13 protein-coding genes are annotated in these 16762 nt (G+C 59.7%); 9 read left to right on the top strand and 4 right to left on the bottom strand.

Annotated elements, in window-relative coordinates; genetic code table 11:
* Window positions 1-5 precede the first annotated feature (5 nt).
* The 5 genes from MWL89_RS13625 (at window position 6) to MWL89_RS13605 (ending at window position 3440) form a co-directional block, all read left to right on the top strand.
* On the top strand, window positions 6-722 hold the full coding sequence (locus MWL89_RS13625) for an ABC transporter ATP-binding protein (protein ID WP_102379900.1): 717 nt from the start codon (window positions 6-8) through the stop codon (window positions 720-722).
* Between the two features lies 1 nt (window position 723).
* Window positions 724-1440: a heme exporter protein CcmB gene (locus tag MWL89_RS13620; RefSeq protein WP_102379899.1), complete on the top strand. Its 717-nt coding sequence runs from the start codon at window positions 724-726 to the stop codon at window positions 1438-1440.
* Between the two features lie 85 nt (window positions 1441-1525).
* Window positions 1526-2296, top strand: coding sequence for a cytochrome c biogenesis protein (locus tag MWL89_RS13615; protein WP_102379898.1), 771 nt, complete (start codon window positions 1526-1528; stop codon window positions 2294-2296).
* Between the two features lie 15 nt (window positions 2297-2311).
* Window positions 2312-2500 (top strand): hypothetical protein, encoded by a 189-nt coding sequence (locus MWL89_RS13610; protein ID WP_244386714.1) that lies wholly within the window; start codon window positions 2312-2314, stop codon window positions 2498-2500.
* Window positions 2501-2627: 127 nt separating this feature from the next.
* A complete protein-coding gene (locus MWL89_RS13605; protein WP_244386712.1) occupies window positions 2628-3440 on the top strand; it encodes a UTP--glucose-1-phosphate uridylyltransferase in 813 nt (270 codons plus the stop codon).
* 99 nt (window positions 3441-3539) lie between these two features.
* Here MWL89_RS13605 and MWL89_RS13600 read toward each other — a convergent pair whose 3' ends face one another.
* The 3 genes from MWL89_RS13600 to MWL89_RS13590 form a co-directional block, all read right to left on the bottom strand.
* Window positions 3540-4502 (bottom strand): D-2-hydroxyacid dehydrogenase, encoded by a 963-nt coding sequence (locus MWL89_RS13600; RefSeq protein WP_244386711.1) that lies wholly within the window; start codon window positions 4500-4502, stop codon window positions 3540-3542.
* A 1372-nt stretch (window positions 4503-5874) separates the two neighbouring features.
* Window positions 5875-6189, bottom strand: coding sequence for a hypothetical protein (locus tag MWL89_RS13595; RefSeq protein WP_244386709.1), 315 nt, complete (start codon window positions 6187-6189; stop codon window positions 5875-5877).
* Window positions 6186-8072 carry a hypothetical protein gene (locus tag MWL89_RS13590; protein WP_244386707.1) on the bottom strand — a complete coding sequence of 629 codons (1887 nt, stop codon included), beginning with the start codon at window positions 8070-8072 and terminating at the stop codon, window positions 6186-6188. Before MWL89_RS13590 ends, MWL89_RS13595 begins: the two co-directional genes overlap by 4 nt.
* Before the next feature lie 623 nt (window positions 8073-8695).
* On the opposite strand from MWL89_RS13590, the gene MWL89_RS13585 reads away from it, so the two are divergent.
* The 3 genes from MWL89_RS13585 (at window position 8696) to MWL89_RS13575 (ending at window position 11438) form a co-directional block, all read left to right on the top strand.
* Window positions 8696-10156 carry an APC family permease gene (locus MWL89_RS13585; RefSeq protein ID WP_244386705.1) on the top strand — a complete coding sequence of 487 codons (1461 nt, stop codon included), beginning with the start codon at window positions 8696-8698 and terminating at the stop codon, window positions 10154-10156.
* Between the two features lie 134 nt (window positions 10157-10290).
* Window positions 10291-11181, top strand: coding sequence for a homocysteine S-methyltransferase family protein (locus tag MWL89_RS13580; RefSeq protein WP_244386704.1), 891 nt, complete (start codon window positions 10291-10293; stop codon window positions 11179-11181).
* An 8-nt stretch (window positions 11182-11189) separates the two neighbouring features.
* Window positions 11190-11438: a hypothetical protein gene (locus tag MWL89_RS13575; protein WP_244386703.1), complete on the top strand. Its 249-nt coding sequence runs from the start codon at window positions 11190-11192 to the stop codon at window positions 11436-11438.
* A gap of 7 nt (window positions 11439-11445) precedes the next feature.
* Here MWL89_RS13575 and MWL89_RS13570 read toward each other — a convergent pair whose 3' ends face one another.
* Complete coding sequence (locus MWL89_RS13570; RefSeq protein ID WP_244386701.1) at window positions 11446-13761, bottom strand: putative bifunctional diguanylate cyclase/phosphodiesterase; 2316 nt, start codon at window positions 13759-13761, stop codon at window positions 11446-11448.
* A 508-nt stretch (window positions 13762-14269) separates the two neighbouring features.
* Here MWL89_RS13570 and MWL89_RS13565 point away from each other — a divergent pair.
* Window positions 14270-16600 carry an anaerobic ribonucleoside triphosphate reductase gene (locus MWL89_RS13565; RefSeq protein WP_244386700.1) on the top strand — a complete coding sequence of 777 codons (2331 nt, stop codon included), beginning with the start codon at window positions 14270-14272 and terminating at the stop codon, window positions 16598-16600.
* Window positions 16601-16762: the final 162 nt, after the last annotated feature.

The raw sequence follows: 16762 nt of genomic DNA, 5'->3' as shown, positions 1-16762 counted from the left end.
GAACCGTGGGCGACGCTGCCATTACAACGTCGAAGCTCTCGAAGGTGTTCGGCAACCGCAAGGCGGTCGACAACGTGACCTTCGATCTTCCGAAAGGTGCGTTCCTTTCGATCTTCGGACCGAACGGAGCGGGGAAGACGACGCTTCTGCGCGTGCTCTCGACGCTGTCGAGGGCCACGTCGGGGAGCGCTGCGCTCATGGATATCGATATCAAGGAGGAGCCCGATAAGGTGAGGGACCATATCGGGCTCATCTCCCACAATTCCATGCTCTACATGGATTTGACCGCCGAGGAGAACCTGCTGTTCGCAGCGCGCCTTTACGGCGTTGAGAACCCCGAAGAGCGGGTGCTCGAGCTGCTCGAGGCGGTCGAGCTCAAACACCGTCGCCTCGACACGGTGCGCACGTTCTCGCGCGGCATGACGCAGCGCCTCTCCATCGCACGTGCCCTCATCCACGATCCGGACGTCGTGTTCCTCGACGAGCCGTATTCGGGGCTCGATCCGCATGCCGTCGAGATCTTCGACGGGCTGATCGATCAGGTGCGCGAGAACCGCACGTTCGTGATGGTGAGCCACGATCTGCAGAAGGGCTTCTCCATGTGCTCTCATGCGCTCGTGCTCGCAAAGGGGCGCATCGTTGCGTTCGACGAGAAGGAAAACCTCGATTTCGACGAGTTCTCGCAGATATACCGAGCGACCGTCGGCATGGGGGTGGCGTAACATGAGCGTTACCGTCAAACGCCCCTCGACGTTTACCCAGTACAAAACACTGCTCGTGAAGGATCTCAGACAGGAGTTCCGCACCAAGGAGATGCTCACGTCGATGGGCATCTATGCGCTGCTCGTGCTCATCGTGTACGGTGCCGCCCTTGCGCAAACGGCCCAGGTTTTCGACATCCTGCAGATGAGCGGCGGTCTTCTGTGGGCACTCATCGTGTTCACGTCTCTTCTTGGCTTGAACCGCTCGTTCACGGCCGAAAAGGAGCAGGGATGCCTCGAGGGCATTCTGCTCGTGCCGCTCGACCGTTCGGTGGTGTTCCTTGCGAAGGCCACGTCGAACCTGTTGTTCTTGCTGGTGGTCGAGATCATCACCATTCCCTTGTTCTACTTCTTCTTCCTTACGTCGACAACGCCGTCGGACAGCTTCTGGCTCATCGTCGTGCCGCTCGTCGTGGGGACGATCGGCGTTGCGGGCATCGGCACGCTGCTCTCGACGATCACCATCAACACGCGCGGCAAAGACGTCATGCTCGCCGTGCTGTTCATCCCGCTCATCTTCCCGCTCTTGTACGCTTGCGTTTCGGCTACGACGGCGGCTATCGTGGGCGGCGATCTGTTCATGGAAACGTTTACGATGTCGCTTGCGCTCGCTGCCGGATACGATGTGATCATGGTTCTGCTGAGTTGGGTTCTCTACGATTTCGTAATCAGCGTTTAGGGTTACAATGGGCGGGACTTCGCTCGCCTTGGGATAACGGAGTCAGATGTGGCTAACATGCCGCACGGAGAAGAAAAGGAGTGTTATGGCCGAAAAAGCGAAAAAGGCCCTCAAGCTGCCCGAATCGGGTCAGTGGCCCGATTCTGTCGTACCGATTGCGCTCGTTGGCGCTGCGGTGTTCCTTGTGGCCGGGTTCCTTATGGCGTTTCTGTACGCATCGCCTGTCAACGGAGCTGCGCTCAGCGAGCCGGTTCTGGTCGGCGATCAGATGGTGACCAACGTGCAGCTGCTGTCCCAGAAGATCTTCTACTTCCATATGCCGGTTGCGCTCGTTTCGTTCGGCGCACTGGCTTTCGCAGGGTTCTATAGCGTTCGCTTCCTCATGACGAAGGAGCAGCGCTTCGATACCTGCACGAAGATCGCAATGGAGATCGCGCTTCTGTTCGTTGTACTCACCATGATCACCGGTGAGATGTGGACGCGCTTCGAGTGGGGCTTGTGGTGGACGTGGGATCCGCGCCTGACCACCTACCTCATCCTCATGATCATCGTGATCGCCTACTTCATCCTGCGCAACGCCATCGACGATCCCGAGCGCCGTGCCACGTACGGCTCGGTTATCGCGATCATCGCACTGGTGGATGTGCCGATCTGCTACATGGTGACGCGCGTGATTCCCTCGAGCATCCACCCAGTCGTTCTGCGCGAAGGCGGCATGACGGGGGATATGGGCATGACGGTTGCCGTCGTCATGATCGGCATGATCATGCTCGGATTCGTCCTGTACCGCATGCGCTTCCGCCAGGTGAGGCTCACGCAGCGTGTCGAGGCCATCAAAGAACAGCTCGAAGACTAGAAAGAAGGATCGCATATGAATGCCGTTCTTGTAGAGATATACAGCACCGTCATCCCTTCCGCTCCGTACATCATCGCAGCGTATGCGCTGCTCCTCCTCGTCCTGTTCGTGTATGCGTTCATGATCATGCGCGGTACGAAGAAGGCCGAGGCGCAGATCGCCGTGCTCGAAGAGGCTTTAGCGGAGAAGAACGCGGCCAAATAGCCGTTCTCACGTATCATGATACAATCGACCGATGCGCCCGATGCCGTATGGCTCGGCATCGGTCGATTTGCTTTGTTCGGATCGCGCTGCCGTTTGAGCGGCGGCGCAGTCGAGATCGAGGAGGAACATGAAGGCTCTCATTCCCGCCGCAGGCATGGGTACGCGGTTTTTACCTGCGACCAAGGCGCAGCCGAAGGAAATGCTGCTGGTCGTTGATCGGCCGGCTATCCAATACGTCGTCGAGGAGGGGCTCGCCTCTTCGGCCGACGAAGTCGTCATCATCAACAGCCGCGAGAAAAAGGCGATCGAGGATCATTTCTCGCCGGCACCCGAGCTCGAGGCGGCGCTGCGCGCCAAGGGCAAGGATGCCTACGCTGACGCGGTCGCGCATGCGGGAAGCCTCAATGTAAGCTACGTGTATCAGGACGAGCCCCTCGGTTTGGGCCATGCCATTCGCTGCGCTGCCGAGAAAACCGCCGACGAAGCGTTCTACGTGCTTTTGGGCGATGTGCTCGTACCCGACAACAAGATGCTGCCGCGTATGAAGGAGATCTCCGATGCGCATAGGGGGGCGAGCGTCATTGCCGTCGTGCCCGTACCGGACGATCAGGTGAGCCGATTCGGCGTGATCGCGGGCGAGGCTGTCGCAGACGATGTGTGGAAGATCGATTCCCTTGTAGAGAAGCCGGCGCTCGAAGACGCACCGTCGAACCTCGCCGTATTCGGTCGCTATCTGCTGAGCCCTCGCGTGATGGAGCTTCTGGCCGATGTGCAGCCAGGTGTGGGCGGCGAGATCCAGCTCACCGATGCGCTCGATGCCGTGCTCCGGGAGGAAGAGATGTATGCGCTCATCATCGATCCCGCCGACGGCTTCGATACCGGAACGGTCGAGAGCTGGCTCGAGACGAACAACGTCCTGTACCAGCGGATGCACGGGTAGGGCGATATCCTCGTCGGCGCATTTCCGCGCAATACGTGGGGGTCTCAGATGCTTGCTGAGACCCCTTGTATGTTCGGATGGCTGCTGCTCACACGGAGCTCAGCTCACCACGTTTTGCGGGTGCTTCTCGATGAACGCTCGGATGTTGGCGAATACCGTATCGAGGAGCCGTGCGCGGGCCTCGTGGGTAGCCCAGGCGATGTGGGGCGTGATAACGAGGTTCTTGTCCTTGGCCTCGAGCAGCGGATTGTCGGCTCGCATGGGTTCGACCGCCACCACGTCGGCACCGAAGCCGCCGAGTTTGCCCGAGAGCAGCGCATCGGCAACGGCCCGCTCGTCAACGAGCGTACCGCGCGCGGTGTTCAGCAGCATCGCGCCATCCTTCATTTTCTCGATCGCTCTCGTGTCGATAAGACCGTTCGTCTCTGGGGTTGCGGGCGCATGAAGGGTAACGATGTCGGAATCGGCAAGGAGGGTGTCGAAGTCGACCTGCTTGCAATGCTCGTTTTCGCAAGCAGGTTTTGCGGAGCGATTGTTGAACAGCACTTCGAGACCGAATGCGTTTGCAATGCACGCCACCGCCTGGCCTATGCTGCCCATCCCCACGATGCCGATCGTCTTTCCTGCGATTTCGATGAGCGGATGGCTCCAATAGGAAAAGTCGACGCTTCGAACCCAGGTGCCGGCCAGCACGTCATGGGAATGATCGCCCACGTGCAAGCACAATTCGAGCAACAGCGCGAACGTCATTTGGGCAACGTCGGGCGTGGAATAGGCGGGCACGTTGCATACGGTCACGCCGCGCTTCCGTGCCGCTTCGAGGTCGACAACGTTGAAACCCGTTGAGGTGAGGGCGATGAGCTTGAGGTTGGGGCACGCGTCGAGGGCGGCAGCGTCCCAAGCGACCTTGTTCGTGACCGCGATATCGGCATCTGCTGCACGCGTTGCAACCTTGTCTGCCGATGTGCGGTCGTACAGGGTTACCGTCCCGAATTGCTTCAGGGGCTCCCAGCTCAAATCGCCGGGATTGTTGACGTAGGCGTCTAATACGACGATGTTCATGGCGCTCCTCTGCATAGTTTTCCTGATGGCATGCCGAAATTGTAGCACTTGGCCGCACTGCCCCCTTTGAAAGCACTGCACTGTTCGGCGGATGCTGATAGGCCTTGCTGCCGTTAACGGAAGTGCGGTAGATCGTGCACGGTCGACGAAGGATATCGAAAAATCGTTCAAGTATGGCAGAGATTTACGATTCTGATCCCCTAATGGGAGGTAGTTATATTTTGACCTGCATATCTCATGCGATCGCACAAAAGTATCATCCTCGCATAAGCCCGAAAACCCCGTTTCGCGGATCACAATCGTAAATCTCTGCCAAGGTTGGGCGTGTTTTAAGGTTTTCGCCGGCACGTTGCGTCCGAACTCTTGCGGGCGCATGCGGTGCCTTTCGGTTTTTGTGCGTGCAATGGCGGCTAAACTCGTTTGGAATGAAAATCGGTTCCTTGAGGGGACCACCGACTCGAGTCCGCAGGGACGCAACCGGTCTCAGGAAAAGGATCGGCCCGGGGGAGAGGGGAGCTCCACCCGGGCCCACAAGGAGGGGATGATACGGTGCCTAGCACCGCTACTGCTTTATTGAGGGGTAAAAGCAGTGCAAACTGAAGGGGGGATGAACCTTCTTTTGTTTGCGTGAGGCCAGTATAAAATTTCGCCTTGCAGATGGTATGTACGGTGAGTGTGCGAATTGTGAATTGGATATCAGAACGGTAACAAAGGGGAACAATAGGCTATTTGAACTGGGAAAACACCTTTTCAAAATACGTTCTAAACACAAAACCAACTGTGGTGAAGATATGAATCGCTGCGATTGCGACCGCGGTCGGTCGCTGCGCGGCGGTAAGCGGAATCGTTGTCCGTTTCCGGTCTCGGTCGATTTTGCACCCGCTTCGACACGGGGCATGCCGTTCGTTTGCAAACAGTCGCGTTCTCCCGAAAAAAGGAATCGCTTCCGTGATGAGCTCAGCCGTGGGCTCGCAAGGACGCAGCCTGCTTCGGGAAAAGAATCAGCTCGGGGACGGGACTTCCGCCGCGGGCTCGCAAGGACGCAACCGGTCTCAGGAAAAGGATCGGCCCGGGGGAGAGGGGAGCTCCACCCGGGCCCACAAGGAGGGGATGGCGGTGCTGTGCATCGCTACTGCTTTAATGAGGGGTAAAAGCAGTGCAAACGAAGGGGGGATGAACCTTCTTTTTGTTTGCGTGAGGCCAGTATAAAACCCCGCCTTGCAGATGGTATGTACCGCGAGTGCGCGAATTGTGTAGTGGGTGTCAGAACGGTAACGACGATGGTAAACAATGTATTTGAACTGGGTAAACGAATCTTCAGTCATCGCTGAGAACATCGAAACCGATTGTGATGGAACTGTGTAGCGATCTTTCAGTCGGCGTGATCGGCGGTCAGCGGCCGGGGAGCGGCGGCGAGAAGCCGTTCAGCATCGTTTTCGACGGTGGCCTTCGAATTCGGGGGGAGCTCGGGCGGCTTTGCGTCGATGCGCTCGTAGGTCGGCGGTTTGCGGACGGTTGGTGCAGAGCGGGTCTGGGGGTTGTTCGAGCCGCCCGTAATGAACCACAGAAGAAGCGTGGCGGCTACGATGGCCGCGAAGGCGATCCACCGCATCCTCTTGTAGCGCGAGCCCTTCGGCGCCCCCGACGCATCCGATGCTTCCCTGTTCGTCAGACGATGTGTTGTCATTCGCGCCCATCTCCTTCGCTCACGATGCTCCATCTTGGGAGGATATCTGCCAGTTCGCTTCGAAATTGCAGCAGATCGGCGGTTTTCACCACGACGGTGACCACCGAGTCGTTTCCCGCATCAAGCATGAGCGCCCTTTTCTTGCTGTCGCATTGGCGTGCGAGCAGTTTGTGCAGAAGGCTTTCGGCCGACTCGTCGGGATCGAAGCAGCGCTCGTCTTCGATGAGCTCGATGTCGAGAAGGGAATCGAACATGGCATGCGTTTCGAGCATTTCCCTATACAGCCACAGCGTATCGTTTGCTTCGAGCTTCCAGTCGTATTCGACGGCGGCATAATGGTCGTATAGGGCGATCATCGCATCCGAAGGCTGGGCTTCTTCGAGGGGTACGCCCCATTCCTCGCCGATATGCGGGAGCACTTCTTCGATGTCGCGAGCTGCGGGAACATCGAGCAGCTCATAGAGGTGGGCAAACCGGGCGCGCTGTTCGGCGCGCAAGGGCTCGATCCTCCTTTCGGCTTGCATGCGGGCCTCTTCTCGGGATTTCCTTGCAAGCTCGCGCTCTGCGGCCCTGCGCTTCTCGCGTTCGTACTCGGTCAACTCGTCGGCATCGGCTACCGTATCGCCGAAGGAAAAAGTGACGATCGCGACGATGGTCGTGAGCGTGCCGAGCAGGAATTGGCCTTGGAGGAAGCTCGATGAAAGCGATATCCCGTGAACGAACGCGACGGCGAACGTTGCAATGGCGACCACCCATTTCCAGGTGGGTTTGCTCGCGTTCAGTGCGACGATCGCCGCCGCGGCGATGAAGATGGCGCTTGGTGCAACGGCAAAGCATATGTTGAGCACGACCATTCCGGGGTTGGCGAGCGTTTGCTGAACGGGCGGGCTGAGCACGAATGCTATCGTTGCGGCGAGTGCGACGGCAAGCGCGATCGTCTGGATGACGAGACGATGCTTGGGTGCGATGGCGTATTGCGGAGCAGGGGGCTTTCTCGCCTCATCGGCCGCCGGGAGGGCTTCGTCCGATTGGTCCGATGGTCTTGCCGCAGCTGCATTGCGGACAGGACCCAAGCCGCTCAGATCGGCGAAACGAAGGTACAGTCCGGACAGCAGGTAGACGGCGGCGAGAAAGAAGGCGGGAATGTTGCCGACCACGATCATGCAGAACGTGATTACGCCGGCGGTGTATGCGATCCGCCGGCAGTCGCGCTCGAAAAGCCACTGGTTGAGCGATGTCCTTTCTCGGATAAGCGAGCGCACGGTGCTTGTAAGCAGCGCAGTGAGCACGATCGATGCAAGCGCCATGGCGTTTGCAAAGCCGATTTCCTTGGGATCGACGAGGTTTCCCCACGAGTATGCCGCATAGCAGCCCGCAACAACGGAAACGATCCAGAGCAAGATGGTGGCCATCATGAGTTTGTGTTTGGCGAGCGGATGCTTCAGAGCCGATTTCTGCGGAGGCGATTGCATCGAGAACGCGGCGTCTTCGCTGCTGAGGGCGATCAAGCGTATGCAGTACGCCGCGCATGCGATCGAGCATATCTGCGTTGCGTAGGCAAGGCTGCCGATGGCGAATACCGCAAGGCACGTAGCGAGGTTAACACAGAACGCCGCCCCCGACGCAACGCGCAGCAATCGTCTTCCTCGCGCCAGCGTTTCGTCTCGGGACGATATGCCGAACGCCAGGGCTGCCAAGACGGCGCATGAAGCGGGAGCGGCGAGCGCCAGCAAAACGGACAGGGCGTCTTTGCTTTCGGCTGCCAAGACGGCGCTTGCGGCGGCGCACAGGCAGAACAGCACCCCGCCGAGCTTGGCTGCATTGCGTGCTTTCTGCCGCAGGTCATCGCTTGCGTTGCCCATCGACTCGCTGTATCGGTGCATACGGGTTCCTTGTTCGGCTTCTCAGGCCATCGCGAGACAGCGTCCGTTGTGTCGCCTGCGGGCCCATGTGAACACGCATGGCGAACCGAGCAGCCGTTCGCTTGGGTGCATGGCAATCATATTGTAATCGATACGGTCAACTTTACCTGCGCCGCCGTTGCCTGCGGCCCGTCCGGGAGAAGGGTCGGCCAAGACAGCCTCCGATGCGCATCCGCAAAGAGTCGCAGCCAGCCTCAGGGAAAGGATCGGTCCGGGAGGCGGGGCCTCCGCCGCGCGCCCGCAAGGACGCAGTCTGTTTCAGGAAAAGGATCGGCCCGGGGGAGAGGGGAGCTCCCACCGGGCCCACAAGGAGGGGATGGCGGCGCCTTTGCGCCGCTACTGCTTTAATGAGGGGTAAAAGCAGTGCAAACCGGAAAGAGGGGAGCTTTCCGTTTGCTGAGAACAGTATAAAAGTTAGCATTGAAGAACATATGCATCACCCATGAATGTCTTGTGGATTGGCGGCTAAAACACGGCCAACGGCTCCCTCATCTGGGGTATATCGGTTTTCGTTACCGCTCACCGTCCAAATCGTTGCGTTCGCGTTGATGGATTATGCGCCAGGTACGCGTATAGTATCTCCCATGAATGATACCAAGCAAAACATGACGGAATCGGGGCAGGACGGCGAAGCGTCTCGGCTGCTGCAACCCGAAGGCGAAAGCCGGCGGCCGCCCGTGCAAAAGAAATACGGCTTCTTCACGGCGCTCGCTATGATCATCGGCATCTGCATCGGGTCGGGCATCTTCTTCAAAAGCGATAACGTGCTCGCCGCAACGGGCGGCAGCATCGTGCTCGGCGTGGCCATGTTCTGCCTCGCCGCGTTCGCCATCGTGTTCGGCGGCATCACGTTCAGCGAGCTCGCCGCGCGCACCGAAGGCCCCGGCGGCCTTATCGCCTACGCCGAGACGTTCGTGAGCAAGCGGTTCGGGGTCGCCGTCGGCTGGTTCACCATCTTCGGCTACCTTCCCTCGATCGTCGTCGTGGTGTCGTGGGCGGTCGGCATATACACCTGCATTCTGTTCGACATCGATGCGGGCATCGGCCTGCAGATGCTCATAGGCTGCGCGTTCATGATCCTGTGCTTCGTTTGGAACATGCTCGCGCCGCGCTTTGCGGGCGCTTTCCAGAACGTCACGACGATCATCAAGCTGTTGCCCCTGCTGCTCATCGCGTTCTTCGGCCTCGTGTTCGGCGATCCCATCGCGGGTCTTTCGCAGCACGGAAGCCAGGCGGCGGGCGCTTCGCTCGCATGGATCGCAGCGGTGGGGCCGGTGGCGTTTTCCTACGACGGCTGGATCGTATCGGCTGCCATCGCGCCCGAGCTCAAGAACGCGAAGAAGACCTTGCCCATCGCGCTTGTCGTGGCGCCGATCATCATCCTTGCCATCTATGTGGGCTACTTCGTCGGCGTGTCGTCGTTTCTCGGGCCCGAGGCCGTCGTGGCGATGGGCGACGGCCACGTGTTCTACTTGGCCGAGCAGCTGTTCGGTTCCCAGTTCGCCCGTGTCGTTGCCGTGTGCGTGGTGGTGGCGGTGATGGGCACGGTCAACGGGCTTACCCTCTCGTTCGTCCGCATGCCCTATGCGCTCGCGCTCACCGACGACATCCCGTTTTCCCGCTACGTCAGGCACCTGAGCCGCCGCTTCGACATGCCCGTTGCATCGGGCATCCTCGCCCTCGCCGTTTCGATCTTTTGGGTGCTCTTGCACGTGGTCACGCAGCTTGCGGGCCTTCTGCCCAACTCGGATGTGTCCGAGATAACCATCGCTACGAGCTATATCCTCTACATCGTGCTCTACGCGAAGGTTTTTCAGCTGTGGCGCTCAGGGGACGTGCGCAGCAGGTTCAAGGGCGTCGTGGCCCCGGTATGCGCCACGATCGGCTCGCTGTTCATATGTATAGGTTCTATGCAGAATCCCGCATTCTGGAGCTGCCTTGCGGCAAGCCTTGCCATTTGCGTAGCGGGCGTTGTGTATGATAGGTTCAAACACAAGCCGGCCGATGCCGGGACGCAGTCCGAGGACTTGTCCGAAAACCGGTAGGAAGCGCTGTGCCGGTCTGCCGAGAGCCCACGCCGATCGAGGCCGGCGGTTTTCGCATCGGTCGGCGGCTCGGCTGAAGCCCGTACGTGCATGAGCCGCCTGCGCAGGCTGGCGTTCGCGAAGAGGAGGTTCGTATGCCCGATATCGATATGCGATTCAATAAGGATATGCTCGTTTTGTCCGCGCCGATCGACGAGGTTCTTGCACGTCAAGGCGTCGACATCGAGAAGGATCGCGAGTTTTTGAGCCTTCTCGAACCCGAGGCGGTGCGCAACGCCTATCGCCTCGAGTCGGTGGCGGGCGCTCAGTGCCTGGTTTCGAATACGGCCGGCATCACCTCGGCACGGCTTGCCCACGTGAACATGGAGGAACGCGCAGCCGAATTGGCCAAAGCTTCGCTTTCGGTATTGCGATCGCTGCGTCCCCAGCATATGCTTGCGGAGATCGGCCCCACGTATCTGCCGATCGATGCGTCGAGCGCCACATCGCTCAAGCAGAATCGCGATCAGTACGCCGATGCGGTGCGCGCTTTCGGCGACGGCGAGTTCGATGCGGTTTTCCTGAACGACATGGTGAGTCTGCCCGATGTGCAGTGCGCGCTCATGGGCGTGCGCATGGTCTACGATGGCCCTGTGTTCGCTTCGGTCGACATCGATGGGGACGGAAACGTCGCACGCCGTGACCAGTCGATCGAGGAGGCCGTATCCCTTATGGCCGAGTACGGCGCAAGCGTTGCGGGCTTTGCGACTGCGGCGCCTCTCGACGCAGCGGTCGCCGCGGTGAAACGGGCGCGTGTGGTGTGGGACGGGCCGCTGCTCGTGCAGCTCGCGGTGCGGAAGAACGATCCGAAGCAGGGCATCGCCACCGATGAGAACCCCTACTATTGCCCCGACGTCATGGTCGAGGCCGCGACGAAACTCCGTGGCGCGGGCGTTCAGTTCCTGCGCGCAACGGGGCATGCTACGCCCTCGTACACCGGTGCGCTGGTTGCTGCGAGCGCCGGCTTCGACGTTATCGGCTCGTAGGAGCGCGCATGGCAATCGAGAAAAGCCCCGATTACGGCATCATGCAAAAGCTCGTCGACGACCTGTTCGCGACGGACGAATTCGTTCGTCGCCTCGACGCGGTGCTCATGGCCGAATCATACGATCTGCCGCCCGATCTGATCGAGGTGGTGGAGCTGCTGCCTCCTGGAACCTACAACCGACAGCGCCTGTGCGATCAGATCAATTCGTCCATTGCGGGTCACGGTTGGGGCTACGTGTACGGAACGGTGGAGTAGAGCAGGTTTACCGATCGTCGCCCTTGTCTTGCAGGTCTGTTTGCGCGGGCTCGAGGTGCATTTTGGTGAACTCGTCGGCGGGTATGGGCCGTCCGTACACGTAGCCTTGTATGACGTGACAGCCCCATTCTTTGAGCTGCTCAGCTTCGTTCTCCGATTCGATGCCCTCGGCAACGGTTTCGAAGCCGAGGGCATCGAGCAGTTGGATGATCCCGGTCAGCGTGGTGCGGCCGCGTTCCGAATCGATCGATTCGCCGAAGAACGCCCGATCGAGTTTGATGGTGTCGAAGGGGACGTCCTTGAGGATCGAGAGCGCCGAGTACCCGGTCCCGAAATCGTCCATCGCCACCCTGAAGCCGCGTTCCCTGAGCTTGTTCGCCGTTTCAACGAGCTGCACGGTGCTTTCCGCTACGATGCTTTCGGTCAGCTCGAGCTTGATGAAGCTGTGCGGTATGCTGTAGGTGTCGACGATCTTTTCGATCCGGCCGATGAGATCGGCGCTGAACAGGTTCTGCCGTGAAAGGTTGACCGAGATCGGCACGCAGCGCAGGCCCGCATCCATCCATTGGCGCAGCCTGATGCGCGCGCGCTCGAGCATGTAGCGGTCGACGCGGTCGACGAATCCGTTCTTTTCGAAGATCGGGATGAACTCGTCGGGGCGAACCAATCCGAGAACGGGGGAGTTCCAGCGCACGAGCGCCTCGGCCCCGCAGAGGACGGGTTTGCCGCCCCGTATATCGTATTGGGGCTGGAAGTAGGCGACGAACTCCTCCTTGAGGAGCGCCGTCGACATGATTCCTTCGATATGGCGCGCCCTCATGGCTGCGGCGATGTTCTGCTCGTCGTAGAAGATGATGCGCTTGCCGGCGTGGCTTTTCGTCTGTCGGAAGGGGATGGCCATGTCTTGGGCGATCAGGTTGACGTCCTTGTCGGCATCCGCCTTCGTGAGGCGGCAAACGCAGCACTGGGAGACGATCTGGTAATGCGTTTCGTCGGAGCCGATCGCCGCATCGATGCGGTCGAGCAGCGAAAGAAGCCGCTCTTCGGCCTCTCGGGGATTCTCGGTATGGACGAGCATGAGAAACCGGTCGCCCGAGAGACGGGCGAGGAGCTCCGATTTGCCGAGATCCTGCGAAAGGATGTCGGCGACCGAGCGGATGAGGGACGAGCCCCTTTCGTATCCGAAGATCGTGTTGTACAGAGAGAAGCCCACGAGGTTGAACAGAACGAGGGAATGGGTTCCGTCTTGGCAGTCGGAACGAGCCTCGTATTTGGTGCCGAAGGCGAGCGCGTTGTCGATTCCGGTCAAGTCGTCGACCAGCGCCGCGCGGGCGAGTGCTTTTTCTCCACGGTTCTTGGTTCTGAACGCAGTGGCCATCAGCAGGATCGCAATGCATACGATGAAGCCGGCCATGATGATCGAGGCGAGCAGGATGGTGCGGTTCTTGGCTTCGAGGTAATCGCTCGGCAGCACCACGCCGATGAACCAGTCGTTGATGCCGATGGGCTCGTATGCAACGAAGCGGGAGTCTCCGCCCTCCCAGGTAAACTCCGCCGAGCCTCCCAACCCGCGGGAAAGGTCGTCCTTCACGGTGTTGGACGCTTCGGAGCGCGCGTACTCGCCATCGAGCAGGCTCGTGTTCGAATCGGCGTTTACGCCGCTCGACTTGAACAGAACGGTGCCGCTCGAATCGATGATGTCGATATGGCCGTGTCCCTCGAACAGGCTCGCGTCGATCGCATTCGAAAACGCTTCGACCGACATCGTGCCGATAAGCGCGCCGATGGGCGCACCCCCATCGTGCTTGATATCGTAGACGGGCACGGCGAATACGACGCCGTCACCGAGCGCCCAGGCGTCGGAAGCGGGCCCCGTCACGCAGTCTTCGCCTCGGAGCGCACTTTGCACGTAGCTTCGGTCCGCGTAATCCTGCTCCGGGAGCGCGCCGAGCTCGCTGTCGTAGCCGAAGCCCCTGCCGTCGGTGGTCACGATTCCCACGCGCATGAACGCACCGGAATCGACCATTTCGCGAAACTGTTCCAGCAGCATGTCGGTATCGTTGATGTTGTCTGCCACGACGAACGCCGACGCGCCGTGCAATACGCTGAACTTATCTTCGATGACGGCGTTGACGTTTGCGCTTTCGACCGCAGCTATCTCTTTCATGAAGAGGCCGAGGGAGGATTTGAGTTCGTGCGAGATGACATTCAGGCATCCGACGAGAACGATTGCGATGATCACGAGGCCGACCGCGAAGGCGGCGATCGTTGTAGCCGCGCTCTTGCGCGGCATCGCCGTGTCGGCTGTATTCCGTGCGGTCATGATCTGCGGAACCTCCGAATGGGTATTCGCGTTGCGTAAATCGAACGTTTGGATTGTAACAGACCTGCGCGAATATATGCGGAAACTGCTCCTCAATGGAGATTTTGGTCAGGGAGGAAAATTGATATGCGGGGGCTGTGAGAGTACTGATACTAAAAATATGCCATTTGCCAGCGGCGTTGCGATTTCGTCATAAGGAAATTTCAGTAAGATATTCTTAAACTATCCGATTCGTAACCTTTTTCCTCTTGCCTAAAAGCATTTGCCAAGCTACCATATATCCACGTCCGAGGGGATGAAGAACACAACATATTGTGGAAAAAACGCTCATTGTTTGTGGAAATCTCTCGGAAAATTGGAAAGCTCGTGGAAAACTTCTTGACAAGGCCGAAGGCGCACCTCGATCGGCCTGGGTGGTATGCCACTTTCAAGCACCACGTCGTGCGGTTTGGCGACGCGGATTTTTTTGTGCCGCATAACGGAACCAGAGATCAGACAAGGGAGCGACATGGTTACAACAATCATCAAACGCGACGGCCGCACCGCAGAGTTCAGACCCGAGAAGATTGCCGAGGCGATCGAGCGGGCGTTCGAAGCGTGCGGGGCCATGCAGGACCGTACGGTGGCCGAGGAGATCGCTGCGAAGGTTGTTGATAAGATCGAGAGCGGCGCCATCGAGGGTTCTCCCACCGTCGAAGGCGTGCAGGACCTCGTCGAGGAATCGCTCATCGAGGCCGGTTTCGTGCAGACTGCGAAATCCTACATTCTCTACCGTGCCGAGCGCAATCGCGTGCGCGACGTGAACAGCCGTCTGATCAAAACCCTCAAAGACATCACGTTCTCGAAGGCCTCCGATTCCGATATGAAGCGCGAGAACGCCAACATCGACGCCGATACCGCCATGGGCACCATGCTCAAGTACGGTTCGGAATCGGCCAAGCAGTTCTACGAGATGTGCGTCATCGACCCTAAGTTCGCCCGCGCCCATCGCGAGGGCGATATCCACATCCACGACATGGACTTCTACACGCTTACCACGACGTGCTGCCAGATCGAGCTCAAGAAGCTCTTCAAGGGCGGCTTCTCCACCGGCCACGGCGTGTTGCGCGAGCCCAACGATATCGCGAGCTACGCGGCGCTTGCCTGCATAGCCATCCAATCGAACCAGAACGATCAGCACGGCGGCCAGTCCGTCTGCGATTTCGACTACGGTTTGGCCGTCGGCGTCGGGAAAACCTATCGTCGCCTCTACAAGAAGCACCTCGCCGAGGCACTCGACCTGCTCTCCGACATCGAAGACGTGAAGGCGTATACCGAAGAGATGCTCGGCCGCGTCGAAGGCGAAACGAAAACCGTCGCAACGCTGGTCATGAACGCCACGTTCTCCTCCGCCGTGCGCGCCGAGCTTGTGGGTGCCGGCGTTTCCGAGGCGGTAGCCGATAAAGCCATGGCGTACGCCGAGAAAAACGCGTTCGCCGACGCCGACCGCACGACGTTCCAGGCGATGGAAGCGCTCGTGCACAACCTCAACACCATGCATTCGCGTGCGGGCGCCCAGACCCCGTTCTCGTCGGTGAACTACGGCATGGACACGTCGGCGGAGGGTCGCATGGTCATCAAGAACATGCTGCTCGCCACTGAGCAGGGCTTGGGATCGGGCGAAACCCCCATCTTCCCCGTGCAGATCTTCCGTGTGAAAGAAGGCGTGAACTACAATCCGGGCGATCCGAACTACGATTTGTTCAAGCTTGCCATGCGCTGCTCCGCGAAGCGGCTGTTCCCCAACTTCAGCTTCCTCGACGCGCCGTTCAACGCGCCGTATTACAAGGGAACCCCCGAAACCGAAATCGCCTACATGGGCTGCCGTACCCGCGTCATGGGCAACGTGCACGATCCCGAGCGCGAGGTTACGCCGGGCCGCGGCAACCTGAGCTTCACTTCGGTCAACCTGCCGAGGCTCGCCATCCGCTCCAAGGGCGATATCGATCTGTTCTTCGACCTTTTGGACGCCAAGCTCGCCCTTGCGGTCGGGCAGCTCGACGAGCGTTTCCAGATCCAGGCGCGCAAGAGGGTCTACAACGCGCCGTTTCTCATGGGCCAGGGCGTGTGGATCGATTCGGAGAAGCTCAAACCCACTGACGAACTGCGCGAAGTTCTCAAGCACGGTACGCTTTCGGTGGGCTTCATCGGCCTTGCCGAAACGCTCAAGGCGCTGACGGGCAAGCACCATGGCGAATCACCCGAAGCGCAGCGCCTCGGGCTCGAAATCGTCGGGCACATGCGCTCCTACCTCGACGCCATCTCCCGCGAACGTCAGATGAACTACACGCTCATCGCCACGCCCGCCGAAGGGCTTTCGGGCCGTTTCGTGCGGATGGACCGTGCGCGCTACGGTGTGATCGAGGGCGTGACGGATCGCGATTATTACACCAACGGGTTCCATGTGCCGGTGTACTGCGAGATCAACGCGTTCGACAAGATCTCGATCGAGGCGCCCTACCATGCGCTCACCAACGCGGGCCATATCAGCTACGTCGAGCTCGACGGCGATCCGACCGAGAACCTCGAGGCGTTCGAGGCGGTCATACGCCATATGAAGGATAGCGGTATCGGCTATGGCTCGGTCAACCATCCCGTCGACCGCGATCCGGTGTGCGGCTACAACGGTATCATCGGCGATCGTTGCCCGAAGTGCGGGCGCACCGAAGAGGAGCACGGCGTACCCTTCGAGCGCATCCGCCGCATCACGGGATACCTGGTGGGAACGCTCGACCGGTTCAACGACGCCAAGCGCGCCGAGGAATCCGACCGCGTGAAGCACCAGGTCGATAAGATGTAAAGGCCTTTCCGACAGCTTGACGCCGCAAGGCCCCCGTATCCGATGCCGTCTCGCGCTTGCTCCTGCGTACGAAGTACGTTCGGCTGTGCGGAAGACGCTTTGGAGGCGAGGGCCTTTTCACTGACCCACCTGCCAATCCGCGAGCCTGCAAGGGAGCCCTCG

The organism is Raoultibacter timonensis (assembly GCF_022845715.1).
GTDB classification, from domain to species: Bacteria; Actinomycetota; Coriobacteriia; order Coriobacteriales; family Eggerthellaceae; genus Raoultibacter; species Raoultibacter timonensis.
The sequence above is the reverse complement of the archived record's forward strand: the minus strand, read 5'-3'. Positions and strand labels throughout refer to the sequence as shown.

What these genes read in the sequence shown, in the direction of transcription:
- MWL89_RS13590 (WP_244386707.1), bottom strand. Translation starts at nt 8,072, where the DNA reads ATGCACCGATACAGCGAGTCGATGGGCAACGCAAGCGATGACCTGCGG.
- MWL89_RS13605 (WP_244386712.1), top strand. Translation starts at nt 2,628, where the DNA reads ATGAAGGCTCTCATTCCCGCCGCAGGCATGGGTACGCGGTTTTTACCT.
- MWL89_RS13570 (WP_244386701.1), bottom strand. Translation starts at nt 13,761, where the DNA reads ATGACCGCACGGAATACAGCCGACACGGCGATGCCGCGCAAGAGCGCG.
- MWL89_RS13610 (WP_244386714.1), top strand. Translation starts at nt 2,312, where the DNA reads ATGAATGCCGTTCTTGTAGAGATATACAGCACCGTCATCCCTTCCGCT.
- MWL89_RS13620 (WP_102379899.1), top strand. Translation starts at nt 724, where the DNA reads ATGAGCGTTACCGTCAAACGCCCCTCGACGTTTACCCAGTACAAAACA.
- MWL89_RS13565 (WP_244386700.1), top strand. Translation starts at nt 14,270, where the DNA reads ATGGTTACAACAATCATCAAACGCGACGGCCGCACCGCAGAGTTCAGA.
- MWL89_RS13600 (WP_244386711.1), bottom strand. Translation starts at nt 4,502, where the DNA reads ATGAACATCGTCGTATTAGACGCCTACGTCAACAATCCCGGCGATTTG.
- MWL89_RS13580 (WP_244386704.1), top strand. Translation starts at nt 10,291, where the DNA reads ATGCCCGATATCGATATGCGATTCAATAAGGATATGCTCGTTTTGTCC.
- MWL89_RS13595 (WP_244386709.1), bottom strand. Translation starts at nt 6,189, where the DNA reads ATGACAACACATCGTCTGACGAACAGGGAAGCATCGGATGCGTCGGGG.
- MWL89_RS13585 (WP_244386705.1), top strand. Translation starts at nt 8,696, where the DNA reads ATGAATGATACCAAGCAAAACATGACGGAATCGGGGCAGGACGGCGAA.
- MWL89_RS13575 (WP_244386703.1), top strand. Translation starts at nt 11,190, where the DNA reads ATGGCAATCGAGAAAAGCCCCGATTACGGCATCATGCAAAAGCTCGTC.
- MWL89_RS13615 (WP_102379898.1), top strand. Translation starts at nt 1,526, where the DNA reads ATGGCCGAAAAAGCGAAAAAGGCCCTCAAGCTGCCCGAATCGGGTCAG.